The sequence below is a fragment of the Dietzia sp. NPDC055343 genome (assembly GCF_053645265.1).
Genome location: NZ_JBSHMJ010000036.1, coordinates 1 through 16,841 on the forward strand (window position 1 = coordinate 1; position 16,841 = coordinate 16,841).

Below are 16,841 nucleotides of genomic sequence, written 5' to 3' on the forward strand. Positions count from 1 at the left end.
TGGTGGAACCGAAACCACCACCGCTACCACCCACCCGGCAACAGCGCCCTGGAAAACCAACTCAAAACCATCATCGACAACCTCACCGACCCACCACCCTTCTAACCGACGCAGGGTGGGCGGCAACCAGGCAGACCGAGGTTCGGCGGGGCCAGCGGATCGATCAGGAGACCATGGACCCACCGGTGGACCCGTTGAAGATCTGCGAGGCGTTGAGGTAGACCTCCTCGACCGGCAGCGGTGCCTGCAGCAGTAGCCACGGCCGAAGGATGTAGACGCCGATGGTGATGATCTCTGCGGAACCCATGGGGTGAAGGTAGCCCGCCGCGGCAACCTGTGGGGTGAGCTACGCCTTGAGAACTAATCCACCAACACAGCCTCGAGGCGGACCATGGCCTCGGCGATCTCGTCGGTGCTGCCCGCGAAGCTCAACCGGACGGTGTGCCGGCCATCGACGGTGTCGAAGTCGACGCCGGGCGTGAGCGCGACCCCGGTTCGGTCGAGGACGTCGGCGCACCAGGCGACGGAGTCGTCGGTCCAGCGCGACACGTCGAAGTAGGCGTAGAACGCGCCGTCCGGTGGGGCCACCTCCTCGACTCCCAGCTCCCCCAGCCGCCGCAGCACGAGCTCACGATTGCGGGCGTAGCGCTCGACATGCCCGTCGAGTTCGGCAGCCGAGGCCTCGGTGAACGCCGCGACGGCCGCGAACTGCGCGTCGGCGGGCGGACAGATGGTGAGGTTGCCGATCAGCCGGTCCACGGGATCGCGCAGGTACTCGGGTAGCAGCATCCAACCGATCCGCCACCCGGTCATCGAGAAGTACTTGGACACCGACCCCATCACCACAGCGTCGCGGCTGGTCTGCCACGCGCTCGCGCACTCCCGGCCGTACGTGACCCCGTGATAGATCTCGTCGCTGACGAGCAGGGTCCCGTTCGCCGAACACCAGCGGGTGAGGTCGGCGAGCGCGCCCGAGTCGATGATCGTGCCGGTGGGGTTGGCGGGGCTGGCCACGATCAGTCCCGCCGGTGCGTGGCCGAGGTCGGCCGTGACTGCCTCGAGCTGCGCGACCGTCGGTTGGTAGCGGGTCTCGGGCCCGCACGCGATCTCGCGCACGTGGCACCCCAACGCCTGGAGGGTGTTGCGGTAGGCGGGATAGCCGGGACGCGCCATCACCACGGTGTCGCCAGCATCGAACGCGGCGAGGAAGAGCACGGTGAAGCCGCCGGAGGACCCGGTGGTGACGACGACGTCGTCGACGGTCACGTCCACGCCGTCCCGTCGCCGGTGATACGTCGCGATCGCCTCGCGGAGGGGGCGGATCCCGAGCGCCTCCGTGTACCCGAGGATCTCCGTGTCGAGGGCGTGATGCGCGGCCGCCAGCACCGGGCCGGGTGCCGGTGTCGACGGCTGCCCGGCACAGAGGGAGATCACATCGCCGTGGGTCTCCTGCCGGCGGGCCGCGGCGGCCAGGACGCTCATGACGTGGAACGGCTCGACGGCCGAGCGGCGGGAGGGCTCGCGGAAGGCGGACATGACACAGACGTTAGCGTCCGCGTTCGAGGCGGTGGCTACACAGTCAACCCGAACACCCACACCAGCAGCGTCATGGTGACCAGGGTGATGGCCACCAGCCCGAACAGGTTGAGCCAGATCCCGCCCCGGACCATCTGCCCGATCGTCACGTACCCCGATCCGTAGGCGATCGCGTTGGGCGGAGTGGCCACGGGAAGCATGAACGCACAGCTCGCGGCGAGCGCGACAGGCACGGCCAGCAGCATCGGGTCGACACCCAGACCGATGGCGACGCCACCGGCCACCGGCAGGAACGTCGCGGCGGTAGCGGTGTTGCTGGTGAGCTCAGTGAGAATCAGGACCCCGCCGGCCGCGACGAGGACCAGCAGGACGATCGGTAGCGCCCCCATCGCCGCGGCCTGCTCGCCGATCCACACGGTGAGGCCGGAGGCGGAGAACTGCGCGGACAGCGCGAGGCCGCCGCCGAACAACAACAGCACGCCCCATGGCAGCTCCAGGGCCGCGTTCCAGGTGAGCAGCCGAACCCCACGCGCCGTTCCGGCGGGCAGCAGGAACAGCAGCAGGCCGGCGATCAGCGCGATTCCCGCGTCCGTGACGGGCGGGGTCTCCCACACCAGCGGGATCGCCACCCAGGCGACGGCCGCCGCGACGAACACCACGAGGACGCGCTTCTCCCCGGACGAGGTCGTGCCGAGCTTGCGGAGCTCGTCGTCGAACAGCTCGCGGCCGCCCGGGATCTCCTCGAGCTCGGGCTTGAACAGCACCTTGGTGAGGAGGAACCACGTGAACACCAGCATGACCACGGCGAGCGGCAGGCCCACCAGCATCCACCGTCCGAAGCCCAGGACGATGTCGAACTCGGTCTCCAGGTAACCGGCCAGCAGGGTGTTGGGCGGGGTACCGATGATGGTCGCCAGCGACCCGACGGAGGCCGCGTAGGCGATGCCCAGCATGAGCGAGGTGCCGAAGTTGGACCGGATGACGGTCTTGGCAGCCTCGTCCATGGACGCCCCGGAGCCGTCATCCGCCGTGGCCTCCCGTCCGAGTTCGGAGGCCAGCATGAGCACGGAGACACCGATCGGCAGCATCATCACCGCGGTCGCCGTGTTGGACACCCACATGCTGAGGAAGCCGGTGGCGATCATGAACCCGGCCACCACCCTCGTGGACCGGGTCCCCATCGCGCGCACGGTGAGCAACGCGATTCGTCTGTGCAGGTTCCACCGCTGCATCGCGATGGCGATGAGGAACCCGCCCATGAACAGGAAGATGATGTTGTTCCCGTACTCGGCGCCGACGTCGTCCACCGTGATGTCGGTGCCGAACACAGGGAACGCGACGAGGGGCACGAGCGCGGTCGCCGGGATGGGCAGACACTCGGTCATCCACCAGATCCCCAACAGGACGGCGACGGCGGCGGTGAGCCGCGCGTTGTGCTCGAGGTCGCCCGGCATGACGAAGTAGACCAACAGAGCTGCCGCCACGCCCGCGACCACCCCGACGACCGAGCGGACGAACTCGCTGCGGGGCACCGCCTCGTCGAGCTCGCCCGGCGACCGCTGGTCGATCTCGGCACCCCGGTCGGGGTCCGGCTCCAGTCCCTGTAGGTGCGGGGCCAACACGATCTTGCGATCGTCGTTCCCGTCGTCGTGTTCGGCCATCTCGTCTCCCTTGTCCGCCTCACCGTCCTACCCGGTGCAGGGCGGCTCTACGGTAGCGGTCTGCAGGCCGGGCCCACATTCGGACCACACCTACAGGACGACCGCCGGGGCACGCTGGCCGCCACCGACGTTCTGTCGCCGTCACTGCGAAAAATGACGCCCGGCGAGTAGCGCGCTGCTCAGTTCTGGCCCGAACGCTCCTTGCGGAGCAGGAAGCGCTGGATCTTGCCCGAGGGGGTCTTGGGCAGCTCGCGTGCGAAGTGGATCCTGCGGGGGAACGCGTGCGCCGCGAACTCGGTCTTGACCCACTTCTGGAGCTCGGCGGCCTTGTCGTCGTCGCCCTCCACCCCGTCCCGTAGCACGACGTACGCCTCCAGGACCTCGCCCGCGAGGTCGTCGGGCACGCCGATGATCGCCGACTCGAGGACGTCCGGGTGCTTGGCCAGGACCGACTCCACATCGAAGGGGCCGATGCGGTAGCCGGACATGATGATCACGTCGTCGTCGCGGCTGGAAAAGTAGAAGTGCCCGTCGTCGTCGAGCTTGGCCGCGTCACCGGTGTAGTACCAGCGCCCGTCCTTGCTGAACCGCTCGGCGGTCTTCTCGGGCGCCTCGTGGTAGCCCGTGAACCACATGAGCGGGCTCGCGGGCACGTCGATCGCCACGCGGCCGAGCTCGCCCGCCGGGGCGGGCACGTCGGCGTCGGCGGCGAGGACTGCGCAGGTCCACCCCGGCAACGGCACACCCATCGAGCCGGGGCGGACGTCCTCCCGCAGCGAGTCGTGCCACGGGTTGATGATGAACATGCCGTGCTCGGTCTGCCCGTACTGGTCGCGGACCTCCACGCCGAACTGCTCGATCGACCAGTCAATCACCTCGGGGGTGAGCGGCTCGCCCGCGGCCGAGGCGCGGCGCAGCTTCACGTCCGCGGGGGCGATGTCGGCCTTGGCGCGCATCGTCCGGTAGACGGTCGGCGCGGCGGCGAAGTTGGTGACGTGGAAGAACTGCAGCACCGCGAACGCCAACTCCGGCGAGTAGCGCGCGTGCAGCAGGAGGCTGCGCCGGCCGACCGCCATCGGGCCGAGGATCCCGTAGTACAGGCCGTACGCCCAGCCCGGGTCGGCGCCGTTCCAGAAGACGTCGTCGGCACGCACGTCCAGACCGGTCTCGATGTACTGGTGGAATGCGGCCAGCGCGCGGACAGGCACCACGACGCCCTTCGGGGTGCCGGTCGTGCCGGAGGTGAAGAGCATGACCATGCCGGCGTCCGGGCCGGTGACCGCGGCGGGGCGGCCGGGCTCCTGGGCGGCGATGATGGTCGCCAGGTCCAGGTCGCCCTCGCGGGCCTCGGGGCAGTCCGCGAGCCCGGCCACGACCACCGGGACGTCCGCCTTCTCGATCTTCCCGCGCTGGTCGGCGTCGGAGATGATCACCTTGGCGTCGCCGCCGTTGATGCGCATCTCGATCGCGGGCCACGCGAACGCGGTGAACAGCGGCATGTGGACGGCGCCCAGGCGCCAGATGCCCACGAGCGTGAACACCAGGTCCGCCGACTTGGACATCAGCGTGGCCACCCGGTCGCCCTCGGACACCCCGAGGTCGGCCAGCGCTGCGGCGACCTTCTCACTCTCGGTGCGCAGTTCGCTGTAGGTGATGTCGCGGCCGGAGAGATCGGCGTCGATGACCGTGAAGGCCACGGCCTCCGGGTCATGCCGGTCGCAGAGGAACTCCGCGGCACTGGCGCCGGGGACGTCGTAGATCGCCAGCAGTTGCTCCGGCGACAGGGGCGTGGACGCGGTGTTCTGGGTCATACCCATCGATTCTGGTCGAGTGGCCGGATACTGCGCCACCACCACCCACCGACGGGCACCCCCGGTTTCGGGGCTGGCCCGCCGCGGCGACGCCGGTGCAGTCTGGCGGTGCACTCTAATGGAACATCTATCTGTTTTCGCATGCACGCTGTTTGTGCCCGCACGACTACCGAACGCCCCCGGAGGACCCCATGGCCGTCGACCGACTGCTCCCCACCGACGAGGCCTACGAGCTGCTCGAGATGACCCGCGACGTAGCGGACAAGCTGCTCGAGCCGATCGCCGCAGAGCACGAGCGGAACCACACCTACCCGGAGGGGCTGTTCGCGCAGCTCGGCGAGGTCGGGCTGCTCGGCCTGCCCTACCCCGAGGAATTCGGCGGCGGCGACCAGCCGTACGAGGTCTACCTGCAGGTGCTCGAGGAGCTCGGCGCGCGCTGGGCCGCCGTCGCCGTGGCCACCAGCGTGCACGGGCTGTCCTGCTTCCCGCTGGCCACCGCCGGTTCCGACGAGCAGAAGGCCGAGTGGCTGCCCGGGTTGCTCGCCGGTGAGCAGATCGGCGCGTACTCGCTGTCCGAGCCGCAGGCCGGGTCCGACGCGGCGGCGCTGCGCTGTCGGGCCGAGCGCCGGGGCGATGGCCCGGGCGCCGAGTACGTGGTCACCGGCACCAAATCGTGGATCACCCACGGCGGGATCGCCGACGTCTACAACACCTTCCTGCGCACCGGCGAGGGCTCGCGCGGCATCTCCTGCCTGCTCGTGCCGCGTGACACCGAGAACCTGCACTTCGGCAAGCCCGAGGACAAGATGGGCCTCAACGGCGTGCCCACCACCACCGCGTCCTACGAGGGCGCCCGGGTCGACGCCGGCCGACTGATCGGCGCCGAGGGCGACGGCCTGCGGATCGCGTTCTCGGCCCTGGACTCGGGCCGCCTCGGGATCGCCGCGGTCGCGACCGGCATCGCCCAGCGGGCCCTCGACGACGCCGTGGCCTACGCCAACGAGCGCGAGGCGTTCGGCAAGACCATCATCGGCCACCAGGGACTGGGCTTCCTGCTCGCCGACATGGCCGCCGCCGTCGGCTCCGCCCGCGCCACCTACCTGGATGCCGCGCGCCGCAAGGACGCCGGCCGCCCGTACTCGCGCGAGGCGTCGATCGCCAAGCTCACCGCCACCGACGCGGCCATGAAGGTCACCACCGACGCCGTCCAGGTGCTCGGCGGCGTCGGCTACACCCGCGAGTTCCCGGCGGAGCGCTACATGCGCGAGGCCAAGATCACCCAGATCTTCGAGGGCACCAACCAGATCCAGCGCCTGGTGATCGCGCGTGGAATGACGGACCGGGCATGACGAACTGAGCCCGGCACCCCGGGGCGGGACGCGCGGTCGGCTGCGCGCCCCGCCCTGCGCCTATGGTGGGCCGCATGCCCCCGCACTCTGACTCCCCCGCCTCCGCCGAGTACGTCGTTCTGCTCGACGAGGACGGCACCCCCGTCGGTTCCGCCGACAAAGCGGTCATCCACACCGACGCCACCCCCCTGCACCTGGCCTTCTCGTGCCATCTGGTCGACGACGACGGGCGTGTCCTGCTGACCCGACGCGCACTGGGGAAGTTGACCTGGCCGGGGATCTGGACCAACTCGTTCTGCGGCCACCCCGGGCCCGGCGAGGACCCGGCCGAGGCGATCGTGCGCCGGGCGGAGCAGGAACTGGGCACGCGGGTCGACTCGATCGAGCCCGCGATCCCCGATTTCCGTTACCGCGCCGTCGACGACTCCGGTGTGGTCGAGAACGAGATCTGCCCGGTGTTCACCGCCCGCATCCGCGCTGACCTGAACCCGCATCCCGACGAGGTGTGCGCCCACCACTGGGTCCGCCCCGAGGATGTGCGCGCCGCCGTCGACGCCACGCCCTTCGCGTTCAGCCCGTGGATGGTGGCGCAGGTTCCGCGGATGGCGCTCTACTCCCGCTGAGCGCCACCCGCGTGACCTCCGGCCGGCCGGGCCCACCACGCGCCGGCGGTTCAGCGCCGGCTACTCGGCGGCAGCCGCATCGACGGTGAAGGTGAGCGTGTCCGTGTAGGTCACGCCGTACCGGTCGATCCCGCTGATCTCGACGGTGTGTTCGCCCGCCTCGAGATCGGACGGCAGGTCGAACCGCCACACGTGCGGGCTCGCCTGCGCCATCGCTCCGCTGCTCGACAGGTTGTGCGTGGCCGAGACCGGGTCGGTGAACTCCCACCCCTTGTTGAGCGCCTCACCAGTCGCCGGCTGCGTGTGCGTGCCCTCGGTCGCCTCGCCGCCGTCCAGTGAGAAGCTCACGTCGGCAGCGGTGGAGCCGGCGAAGAAGCTGGTCGAGATCCAGGCCTCGCCCGAGCGGACGTCCTCCAGCGACACGGTGTCGGTCGCGATCGGGCCGGGGCCCTCGCCCGCCTTGTCGTCGTCCTGCCACTGCTGCGCCTCCTCGGCCCACGCGCGCCAGGTGGGGCTGTTGACCCCGGTGAGGAACTGCTTGTCCTGCGGCTCGCCCCGGACGGTGTAGTACTCGGACCGCTCGGTGCCGTCGAACTCGAAGGTCAGTACGCCCGGCTCGGCGGCGTCCGAGGTGTAGGAGTAGGGCACGCCGTCGTCGTTGAGCTCACCCGAGTACCAGGAACCCGACACCGCGCCGGCCACGACCTGGTCGTGGGTCAGCTCGGGGATCCCCGCGTCCGCCCACTCCGCGCGCTGATCGCCCGCGATGTGATTCTCGAGCGTGTGGGTGTGGCCGCCGACGGTCACGGCGTTCGGGTAGTCGGCCAGGATCTCGTAGAGCTCGCTGGCGTTGTCGGTGACGACCCCCGTGTAGCTGACGATGGGGGCGTGCGCGGCCACCACGATCGGTGTGTTCTCGTCCACGGTGGCCAGATCGTTGCGGAGCCATTCGAGCTGCTCGTCGGTGATCGCCTCGGCGTATCCGCCGTTGCCGCCATCGGCCGACGCGCCGTTGTAGATGACGTTGAACAGGCCCACGAAGTGCGTCTGGCCCACGTCGTAGGAGTAGTACGGGGCGCCGAAGTCGCGCCGGTAGGTGTCGACGGAGTTCTCCGGGCCCGCAGCATCGAAGTCCATGTCGTGATTACCCGGGATGGCGCGCACCGGGCCGTTGGCCGCGGCGTAAGAGTCCTTGAGCGCAGGGTTCAGCGCGAGGTCGTCGCCCACGTTGTCGCCCAGGAGCAGGAGGCCGCAACCCGCGTAGTCGTCGCGGGCCATGAGGTCGGCGATCGCGCCGGCGCGCGCGTACTCCATCTCCTCCATGTCGTAGGCCTGGGTATCCGAGGCGATCGCGCAGGACTGCTCGGCAGCCGCGGTGGCCCCGGAGGCCGCCATCGGGAAGTTCACGGCCTTCGGAAGATCTCCGGTCGGCTCGAGGCCGCCGAACTCCAGCTCCGGCGAGCCCTCCGGGTAGTGGTTGTAGCTGAACTGGGCGAAGTTCTGCTCGTCGACCGGCACCTGCCAGCCGGCCGGCTGGGTCACGAACGCGGTGAAGTCGCCGCGGACCGGCAGCTCGTAGCGGCCCTCGGCATCGGTCTGGACCACGTCGAGGCCGTTGGAGACGCTGACCCCCGGAATGCCGGCTTCCCCACCGTCAATCCGCGAGTTCTTGTTGGCGTCGTCGAACACCTGACCTGTGAGGATCTCCGGATTCTCGGCCTCGCCGTCGACCACCTGGACGCCTCCGGCGTAGAGGCCGTCGTTGCCGGGCCCGCCGGGTCCGCCGGGGAGAAGGTCGCCGAGCGAGCCGGTGAGCGATCCGCTCGACCCGTCGGCCCCGCTCACCGATCCGAGGGGCAGGCTCCCGCCGTCCTGGGCCATGGCGGGCGTGACGGACAGCCCGACCGCGGCGACGGCCGACACCCCGGCCACCGCGATTCGAACCCCGGCGAGGCGCGCGGCGCCTGCACGGTTCGCTTGCAGATACATCGGTTCTCCTTCAGGAAAAGTGAAGTGCTTCTTGCGAAGTCGAACCGTAGGGAGCGGGCGGAACATCGAAGTGTCGCCACGGGGGCACGAACCTGAACACGAACCGTCCACCCGTGATCACCGTGGCCACATAGCGTTGATGACCGATCAGCGATCGCCGCCGGGCTCCACATAGTGGACTGGTGTGACCACATTGTGAAATCCCGGCGGCGCGTGGAAATAAGGATTCAGTGAACCTGCCTCCCGGCGGGCGAGTCGGGGCGGGCCGGGAGGCAATCAGGAGACGCCCGGGACGAGCCGAGATCAGCCGGGGATGCTGATGCGTCCCTCTTCGGCGGCCTGGCCGATGTCACGCCGGAAGTGGCCTCCGGCCAGCCCGACCCCGTCGAGGATCCGGTACGCCTCGGCGCGGGCGGCGGCCAGGTCGGCGCCGGTGCCGACCACCGACAGCACGCGCCCGCCGGCGGAGACCAGGTGGCCGTCGGCGTCGCGGGCGGTGCCGGCGTGCAGCACGCCCGGCTGCTCGGCGCCCTCGATGAGGTCACCGCGACGCGGCACGCCCGGGTAGTTCTCGGCGGCCAGCACCACGGTCACCGCGGCGCCGTCGCGCCACACCAGCGGCGGCTGCTCGGCGAGCGTGCCGGTGGCCACGGCGTGCAGGGTCTGCCCGAGAGGCGACTCGAGCAGCGCGAGGACGGCCTGGGTCTCGGGGTCGCCGAAGCGGCAGTTGAACTCCACGACCTCGGGCCCGTTGGAGGTGATCGCGAGCCCGGCGTAGAGCAGCCCGGAGAAGTCACATCCGCGTGCCACCATCTCGCGGGCGACGGGCTCGCACACCTCGGTGACGATCCGGTCGACCATGCCGTCCGGCAGCCACGGCAGCGGGGTGTAGGCGCCCATGCCACCGGTGTTGGGGCCGCGGTCGCCCTCGCCGACGCGCTTGTGGTCCTGGGCGGGCAGCAGCGGGACGACAGTCTCGCCGTCGACGAGGCAGAACAGGGAGACCTCGGGGCCGTCGAGAAAGGACTCGAGCAGGACCGGGTGGCCGTCGTCGAGGCAGGCCAGCGCGTGGGCGTGGGCGGCGGCGCGGTCCCCGGTCACCACGACGCCCTTGCCGGCGGCCAGGCCGTCGTCCTTGACCACCCAGGTGGGGCCGAAGCGGTCGAGGGCCTCATCGAGGTCCGCAGGCGAGTCGACGATCTCGGCGCGCGCGGTGCGCACGCCGGCGGCGGCCATGACGTCCTTGGCGAACGCCTTGGATCCCTCGATGCGTGCCGCGTCGGCGGACGGCCCGAAGACCGGGATGGAGGCGGCGCGCAGGGCGTCCGCGACGCCGGCGACGAGGGGGACCTCGGGTCCGACGACGACGAGCTCGGCGCCGACCCGGCGGGCCAGCGCGGTGACCGCCGCGGGGTCCGTCACCGAGACGTCATGACTGGTCGCCTGGGCCATGCCGGGGTTCCCCGGCGCGACATGGAGCTCCGTCACCACCGGGTCGGCCGCGAGGGCGACGAGAAGGGCGTGCTCACGGGCACCGGATCCGATCACGAGAATGCGCACAGCGCCTACAGTAGCGCCGCGACCTCGTCGCCCTGCCCGGGCCCGGCCGGATCGCCCCGGGATCCGGGACCGGGCAGGTTCAGATCCGCGCGTCGGTGATGATCCCGGCAGGCAGGTCGACCGCGGCCCGGGCCTGGATGGCCCGCTCGGTGAGCAGGTCCGTCAGGCACAGGTCGAGGGTGCGGGCGATCGCCTGGCCGGCGCTCTCGGTGTCCATGGGGTGGACCCCGAACATCGCCTGCGCGCTCAGCCCGTCGATCGCCGCCCACATGGCCCGCTGGCCGTCGAGACGCAGTCCGGGCATGAAGGCGCCCTCGTCGATACCGCGATCGACGATGTCCTGCATGACCTCGCGCACCGACATGCCCGACTCGGCGACGACGGACGAGACGCCGAGGGTCTCGAGCATCATCCTCGCCCAGGCGGGCTCGTCGACGGCGAAACCGACGACCGCGATCGCGGCGTTGCGCAGGTCGATGTAGGCGGCCAGCACGGGATCGGTCGTCGCCGTCGTCGGCTCGATCGCGGCGATACGGTCACGCATCGCGGCGAAGCCTCTCCCCGAGACCTCTTCGACCAACTGCTGCCGGTTGGCGAAATGCCGGTACGCGGCCGTTGCCGAGACACCGATCCGGGGGGCGATCTCGCGCAGCACGATCGCCTTCTCACCGGATTCGCGGGCCCGGGCCGTGGCCTCGAGGATGATGGCGTTGCGCAGGTCCCCGTGGTGGTAGGACTTCTTCTTGCCACCCTCGTTCACTGGAGCCGCCTTCGCGGCGTCCGCCGCTGTGGGAACTTGAGCCTCGATCATTGCGACGCTCCTTCTCTTCGCTGTGACATGCGGCCTCCGCCCGTGAGCGGGGCCATATAAAACCCATTAGACCACTTGTTGCCACGAGCCCGCCGGAAGCGCGGGCACGGGTCCGTAGGCTGGGAGTCATGTCGACGGTATTCAGCAAGATCATCGCCGGTGAGCTACCGGGCCGGTTCGTCTGGCAGGACCCGGAGGTGGTCGCCTTCCTGACCATCGCGCCGGTCGCGCCCGGGCACACCCTCGTCGTTCCGCGGGCCGAGGTGGACCGCTGGACCGACCTCGAGCCCGCGTTGCTGACGCGGCTCAACGAGGTCGCGCAGGCCGTGGGCAAGGCCGTGCTGAGCGGGTTCGGTGCGTCCCGCGCGGGCTACCTCATCGCCGGTTTCGAGGTGCCACACACGCACATCCACGTCTTCCCCGCGAACGACATGTCCGGTTTCGACCTGTCGCTGGCCGATCCCGACGCCCCGGCCGAGGAGTCCGACGCCGCCGCCGAGACCCTCCGCCGGTCACTGCGCGAGCTGGGCTACGGCGAGTTCGTCCCCGAGGCCTGAGCCCTGAGCCCTCAGTGCCCGAGCGCGTCGGTGACGATTCTCATGTCCTGGTAGTCGACCCACCGGCACACCAGACCGTCGCGAAACTCGAAGAACGCGCCCACCTCGAGCGCGAGGGCCCGGCCGCCGATGGTCAGATGGGTGGTCCGGTTGAGCGCCGCGGTGTCCCCCGCCGCCAGGACGTGGTGGATCGTCACCCTGACGTCGGTCGAGACCTCGCCGTTGAATTCCATGACGTGCCGCAGCCCCTCGTGCCCGTGCACGGTCTGGATCCCCTCGATCCGCAACTCCAGGTCGGGCGTGCAGCATGCGGCGGCCGCCTCGTAGTTCCCCGAGAACGCGGCGTCGACGAGCGCGCGCGCCACGTCGGCGGGGCCGCGTTCGGACATCTGTCGGTCACTCATCCCTCGCTCCTTCGTCCACTACCCGGCGACCGAGTCGATGGACTCCATGCTCTTGTAGTCCGACCACCGCGTGACGAGGCCGTCCTCGACCTCCACGAACGAGCATCCGCGGATCTCGATCCCGCCGCTGGGCAGCAGGTACCGCTCGATCCGACGCAGGGCGACCACCCCGTCGGACTCCAGGATCTCGCCCTCGACGGCGACCTCGAGGATCCCGGACAGCCGGTCGAAATCCGAGACGATGTCGTGGATCCCCTGGTGACCGGAGTAGTGACGTACGTGCCCCGTGGTGTAGACGATGGACGACGACGACAACGCGATCGCCGTGTCCGCGTCACCCGAGACGACGGCCCTCATCCAGGCTGTCGCGATATCAGTGGCCGACTGGTCCATCTCGGGCCCCGCTCCCTGGATATGGTCGATGCTCGTCACACGTCAGCAGTACTCGATTCGAGCATTGATGAGAGCATCCTACCCGCCGACCTCCGAGGTACCTCCACGATGACCTCCCGACCTCAGGACCTCTACCCACAGATGGGCGAAATCGCCAGAACAATAGCGGTTCTCGCCGACGATCTCGCACTCATCCGCGCCGCGAGCGAAGCCTGGGACCCAGCTGAGTTGCGCGTCGATTCCGGCTCCTCGTGGTCGACGGACGAGTCGCTTGCGGCCGCGCTCGGCGACCTCGCCGGGGCCGAGGAGGCACTGCGCGCGGCGCGGGGCCGCATCGAGGGCGCATGGGCCGCGATCGGCAGGCTCGCCTCGGACTGACCTACTGCCGGGCGAGCAGCCCGATCTCCCCGCCGTCGATGTTGAAGATCGTCATCTCGTCGCCGTCCACCGTGCCGGTGTGCAGGCGGCTGAGCCAGTCGTCGACGTCGAGGCACGCCATCATCGTGGTGGCCACCCCCACGAACTCGACAGTCTGGCCCTCGGCCTCCCAGGTGCCCATGAGGCGGTTGCAGCCGTCGGAGCCGGACAGCCGGCCGTCCTCGCCGAGGTCCAGATGGGGGCCGTCAGGCTCTCCCCAGATGCCGACGGGAGACGGCCCCTTCGGCGGGTCGAACGAAGCGCATCCGGAGAGTGGGACCATGACCCCGAGTATGACCGCGGCGCCGGCCACCAGTGCGCGCTTCATGGGAGCTCCTGTCCCCTGCCGCCGGTACGGCCACCGGCACGAGAGCTGGAGACGAGACTTGAACTCGCAACCGCCCGATTACAAGTCGGGTGCGCTACCAATTGCGCCACTCCAGCACGACCTACGACCACGCGACGGACGCCCGGATCCCCGGGCGGGAAGCCCGGCGGGTGCGAACCCGTCGCGTACTCGGCGATCAGGGATCATCCTAACCTGACCACCGCCGCCGCTCCCGACTACCGTGTCCCTACGTGGAGACCCGCGACGCCCTTTCCCGGTTCACCCGCCCACTGGCGTGGCTGGGTGTCCGCAAGTCCGCGATGGATCTTGCGGCGGAGCCGCCGCTGTCGCCCATGGCGCCGGTGGATCTCGACGACGACGGCGCCGTCACCGACGTACTCAACCTCGCCCTGGAGATCGGTGGCATCCTGCTGTCCTCCGGTGAAGGCGCGGCCGACACTGTCGCGCAGGCCGAGTCCGTGGCCGCGGCGTTCGGTCTTCCCGGCGCGACGGTCGAGGTGACGTTCACATCGTTGACGATCGGCGTGAACCGTCGGCGCGGTCGCCCTCCGCTGTCGGTCATCCGGGTGGTCAACTACCGCACGGTCGACATGACCCGCGTGACACGCGTCGCCCGGCTGATCGACCTCATCGTGCGCCGTCAGCTCACCGTGGACCAGGCCACGGCCGAGGTCGAGAAGATCATCGAGTCCCCACACCCGCACTCGTTCCGGGTGGCCGTGCTGGGCTGGGCGATGCTGGGATGCGCGGTCGTCATCCAGCTCGGTGGCACCCCGCTGGCAGGCCTGTTGTCGATGGTGTCGACGTTCGCCCTGATGTACGCCAACCGCTTCCTCGACGGGATGCGACTGCCGACCTTCTTCCAGCAGGTCGTGGGCGGTTTCATCGCCACCGCGTGGGCACTGGCCGCCTTCGTCCTCGTCGCGGGCGCGTTCATCGAGGTCAGACCATCCCAACTCGTCGCCGCGGGAATCATCGTCCTCCTCGCCGGACTGACACTCGTCGGCTCGATCGAGGACGCCATCACGGGCTTCCCCGTCACCTCGGCCGGCCGCGGGGTCGAGACGCTGATCCTCACCGGCGGCGTCCTGGGCGGCATCACCATCGCGCTCGCGCTCTTCGGCCGCCTCGGCTTCTCCCCTCCCCCGATCGACCCCGCGATCCAGGGCGACGCCGCGGTACACGTGGCGATCCTCGCGGCGGGTGTCGGCGCGGCCGGATTCGCGGTGGCCAGCTACGCCACCGTGCGGGCGACCCTTCTCGCCGCGAGCGTCGGCGCCCTGGGGATGTCGATCTACCAGGCGGTTCTGGGCGCCGGGTTCGACATCGTGGTGGGCTCCGCCCTCGCCGCATGCGCGATGGGCCTGGTCGGCGGCATCCTCGCCCGTATCGCGACCGTCCCGCCGCTGGTGGTGACCATCGCCGGCATCACCCCGTTCCTGCCCGGCCTCTCCGTCTACCGCGGCCTGTCGGCTCTGACGAGCGACCAGACCGGTGTCGGTCTCGGCCTCATGTTCACGGCGCTGGCGATCGCGCTGGCACTGGCCGCCGGCATCGTCTTCGGCGAGTGGATGGCCCGCAATCTCCGCCGGTCGGCAGCCGCCGACCAGTGACGTAGGATCGGCAGGAGGACTTCCGCGCCCCACGCCGGGCGCCGGCGGTCCGACCCCGACCACAGGAGGACATCGATGGCAGCCGCCGCCGACAGCAAAGAGACCGAGATCGACGACCTGGAGCCGGTCGCAGACGAGACCGCGGACCAGGCCCGCCTCGTCGTGGCCTCCTACTCCAAAGACGCCGAGGAGTGCCGCATGCTCCTCGACATGCTCGGCATCGGGCCCGAGACGCCCGAGCCTGCTGTCGCCGAGTAAGCGGCAGCAGCTCAGCGAGCGCAGTACCCGACGGTGACCGGACAGGGAGCAGACGAGTGACACGCGATTCCGGCATGACCCCAGGTGATGCGGGAGCCGACTTCGTCGTCGTCGCCAACAGGCTCCCCGTGGACCTCGTCCGCGATGCCAACGGCACCGAGCACTGGAAGGCCAGCCCCGGCGGTCTCGTGACCGCCCTGGAGTCGATCCTCAGGGCCAACCACGGTGCCTGGGTGGGGTGGCCCGGTGTCCCCGACGCCGCGCCGGAGCCGTTCGACTCCGACGGCATCCGGCTCCACTCGGTCCAGCTGTCCGCCGAGGACATCTCGCAGTACTACGAGGGTTTCTCCAACGCCACCCTGTGGCCGCTGTTCCACGACGTCGTGGTTCCGCCCGAGTACCACCGCGAATGGTGGAACGCCTACCGCGACGTCAACACCCGCTTCGCCGAGGCCACCGCCGCCGCGGCGGCCCCCGGCGCCACCGTGTGGGTCCAGGACTACCAACTCCTGCTCGTCCCGCGACTCCTGCGCGAGCTGCGACCCGATCTGACCATCGGGTTCTTCCTCCACATCCCGTTCCCGCCCGTCGAGCTGTTCATGCAACTGCCGTGGCGCGCGGAGCTGGTCGAGGGCATGCTCGGCGCCGACCTGGTGGGCTTCCACCTGCCCGGCGGGGCCGACAACTTCCGCATCCTCGCCAACAAACTGCGCGGACACCCGTCGGTGCGCCTGACCTCCAGTAAGACCAAGGCCGCCGAGATCCGGGTCGACGACCGCATGGTGCGGGTCGGCGCGTTCCCCATCTCCATCGACTCGGCGGCGGTCGACCGCAGTGCCCGCGGCCGCGAGACCCTGGTCCGCGCCGACCGGCTCCGCCAGGAGGTGGGCTCCCCACGCGTGCTCCTGCTGGGCGTAGACCGACTCGACTACACCAAGGGCATCGACGTGCGGCTGCGCGCGCTCGAGGAGCTGATCGAGGAGGAGCGCCTCGACCCGTCCGAGGTGACTTTGCTGCAGCTGGCCACGCCGAGCCGTGAGCGCGTCGAGCAGTACCAGATCATGCGGTCGCGGATCGAGGAGTCGGTCGGCCGCATCAACGGCATGTACGGCGAGATCGGGCAGCCGGTCGTCACCTACATCCACCGGCCCGTGCCCAAGTCGGAGCTCACCGCGTTCTACGCCGCCGCCGACGTCATGCTGGTCACGCCCGTGCGCGACGGCATGAACCTCGTGGCCAAGGAGTACGTGGCCGCGTGCACCGACGGCGAGGGCGCGCTCGTCCTCAGCGAGTTCGCCGGCGCCGCCAATGAGCTTCGCCAGGCCTACCTGTGCAATCCGCACGATCTGGACGGCGTCAAGGACGCCATCATGTCCGCGATCGACGATCCGCGCGAGGAGCGCCGCCGCCGCATGCGGTCGCTACGGCGTCAGGTCCTGGGCAACGACGTCCACGCGTGGGCGCGCCGCTTCTTCACGACCCTCGACGCCACGTCGAACGCCTGAGTCAC

17 protein-coding genes and 1 tRNA gene are annotated in these 16,841 nt (G+C 70.1%); 7 read left to right on the forward strand and 11 right to left on the reverse strand.

Annotated elements, in window-relative coordinates; all coding sequences use genetic code 11:
* Positions 1-163 precede the first annotated feature (163 nt).
* From ACWIE7_RS14965 to ACWIE7_RS14980, 4 genes are all read right to left on the reverse strand, one after another.
* Complete coding sequence (locus ACWIE7_RS14965; RefSeq protein WP_230930956.1) at positions 164-307, reverse strand: hypothetical protein; 144 nt, start codon at positions 305-307, stop codon at positions 164-166.
* A gap of 53 nt (positions 308-360) precedes the next feature.
* A complete protein-coding gene (locus tag ACWIE7_RS14970; protein ID WP_452099516.1) occupies positions 361-1,536 on the reverse strand; it encodes an aminotransferase class I/II-fold pyridoxal phosphate-dependent enzyme in 1,176 nt (391 codons plus the stop codon).
* 35 nt (positions 1,537-1,571) lie between these two features.
* On the reverse strand, positions 1,572-3,197 hold the full coding sequence (locus ACWIE7_RS14975) for an SLC13 family permease (protein ID WP_454069778.1): 1,626 nt from the start codon (positions 3,195-3,197) through the stop codon (positions 1,572-1,574).
* 179 nt (positions 3,198-3,376) lie between these two features.
* Positions 3,377-5,008, reverse strand: a complete 1,632-nt coding sequence (locus ACWIE7_RS14980) for an AMP-binding protein (protein ID WP_454069780.1) — start codon at positions 5,006-5,008, stop codon at positions 3,377-3,379.
* Between the two features lie 191 nt (positions 5,009-5,199).
* Here ACWIE7_RS14980 and ACWIE7_RS14985 point away from each other — a divergent pair, with 191 nt between their 5' ends.
* Together ACWIE7_RS14985 and idi are read left to right on the forward strand one after the other, a co-directional pair.
* Complete coding sequence (locus tag ACWIE7_RS14985) at positions 5,200-6,357, forward strand: acyl-CoA dehydrogenase family protein (RefSeq protein ID WP_454069782.1); 1,158 nt, start codon at positions 5,200-5,202, stop codon at positions 6,355-6,357.
* A 74-nt stretch (positions 6,358-6,431) separates the two neighbouring features.
* Entirely contained in the window at positions 6,432-6,980 is a 549-nt protein-coding gene (gene idi, locus ACWIE7_RS14990; protein WP_454069783.1) for an isopentenyl-diphosphate Delta-isomerase, read from the forward strand.
* 60 nt (positions 6,981-7,040) lie between these two features.
* On the opposite strand, the gene ACWIE7_RS14995 is transcribed toward idi, so the two are convergent.
* The 3 genes from ACWIE7_RS14995 to ACWIE7_RS15005 all read right to left on the reverse strand — a co-directional run bounded on the left by ACWIE7_RS14995 (position 7,041) and on the right by ACWIE7_RS15005 (position 11,340).
* Positions 7,041-8,969, reverse strand: coding sequence for a calcineurin-like phosphoesterase C-terminal domain-containing protein (locus ACWIE7_RS14995; RefSeq protein WP_454069785.1), 1,929 nt, complete (start codon positions 8,967-8,969; stop codon positions 7,041-7,043).
* Positions 8,970-9,272: 303 nt separating this feature from the next.
* Positions 9,273-10,529: a phosphoribosylamine--glycine ligase gene (gene purD / locus ACWIE7_RS15000; protein WP_454069787.1), complete on the reverse strand. Its 1,257-nt coding sequence runs from the start codon at positions 10,527-10,529 to the stop codon at positions 9,273-9,275.
* Between the two features lie 79 nt (positions 10,530-10,608).
* Positions 10,609-11,340: a TetR/AcrR family transcriptional regulator gene (locus tag ACWIE7_RS15005; protein WP_454069789.1), complete on the reverse strand. Its 732-nt coding sequence runs from the start codon at positions 11,338-11,340 to the stop codon at positions 10,609-10,611.
* 128 nt (positions 11,341-11,468) lie between these two features.
* Here ACWIE7_RS15005 and ACWIE7_RS15010 point away from each other — a divergent pair, with 128 nt between their 5' ends.
* Positions 11,469-11,897 carry an HIT family protein gene (locus ACWIE7_RS15010; protein WP_452099524.1) on the forward strand — a complete coding sequence of 143 codons (429 nt, stop codon included), beginning with the start codon at positions 11,469-11,471 and terminating at the stop codon, positions 11,895-11,897.
* A gap of 11 nt (positions 11,898-11,908) precedes the next feature.
* Here the strand turns inward: ACWIE7_RS15010 and ACWIE7_RS15015 are convergent, their stop codons facing one another.
* Together ACWIE7_RS15015 and ACWIE7_RS15020 are read right to left on the reverse strand one after the other, a co-directional pair.
* Complete coding sequence (locus ACWIE7_RS15015; RefSeq protein WP_452099525.1) at positions 11,909-12,301, reverse strand: nuclear transport factor 2 family protein; 393 nt, start codon at positions 12,299-12,301, stop codon at positions 11,909-11,911.
* A gap of 18 nt (positions 12,302-12,319) precedes the next feature.
* Positions 12,320-12,733: a nuclear transport factor 2 family protein gene (locus ACWIE7_RS15020; RefSeq protein ID WP_454069790.1), complete on the reverse strand. Its 414-nt coding sequence runs from the start codon at positions 12,731-12,733 to the stop codon at positions 12,320-12,322.
* 69 nt (positions 12,734-12,802) lie between these two features.
* On the opposite strand from ACWIE7_RS15020, the gene ACWIE7_RS15025 reads away from it, so the two are divergent.
* The gene (locus tag ACWIE7_RS15025; RefSeq protein WP_454069792.1) at positions 12,803-13,072 is read left to right on the forward strand and encodes a hypothetical protein; all 270 of its coding nucleotides are present in this window, start codon (positions 12,803-12,805) and stop codon (positions 13,070-13,072) included.
* A 1-nt stretch (position 13,073) separates the two neighbouring features.
* Here ACWIE7_RS15025 and ACWIE7_RS15030 read toward each other — a convergent pair whose 3' ends face one another.
* Both ACWIE7_RS15030 and ACWIE7_RS15035 read right to left on the reverse strand, forming a co-directional pair.
* A complete protein-coding gene (locus ACWIE7_RS15030) occupies positions 13,074-13,439 on the reverse strand; it encodes an META domain-containing protein (RefSeq protein WP_454058283.1) in 366 nt (121 codons plus the stop codon).
* Between the two features lie 43 nt (positions 13,440-13,482).
* A tRNA-Thr gene (locus ACWIE7_RS15035) sits at positions 13,483-13,555 on the reverse strand.
* 135 nt (positions 13,556-13,690) lie between these two features.
* On the opposite strand from ACWIE7_RS15035, the gene ACWIE7_RS15040 reads away from it, so the two are divergent.
* From ACWIE7_RS15040 to ACWIE7_RS15050, 3 genes are all read left to right on the forward strand, one after another.
* Positions 13,691-15,073, forward strand: a complete 1,383-nt coding sequence (locus ACWIE7_RS15040; RefSeq protein ID WP_452099529.1) for a threonine/serine ThrE exporter family protein — start codon at positions 13,691-13,693, stop codon at positions 15,071-15,073.
* A gap of 75 nt (positions 15,074-15,148) precedes the next feature.
* The gene (locus ACWIE7_RS15045; protein WP_452099530.1) at positions 15,149-15,331 is read left to right on the forward strand and encodes a hypothetical protein; all 183 of its coding nucleotides are present in this window, start codon (positions 15,149-15,151) and stop codon (positions 15,329-15,331) included.
* A gap of 56 nt (positions 15,332-15,387) precedes the next feature.
* The gene (locus ACWIE7_RS15050; protein ID WP_452099531.1) at positions 15,388-16,836 is read left to right on the forward strand and encodes an alpha,alpha-trehalose-phosphate synthase (UDP-forming); all 1,449 of its coding nucleotides are present in this window, start codon (positions 15,388-15,390) and stop codon (positions 16,834-16,836) included.
* Positions 16,837-16,841 lie beyond the last annotated feature (5 nt).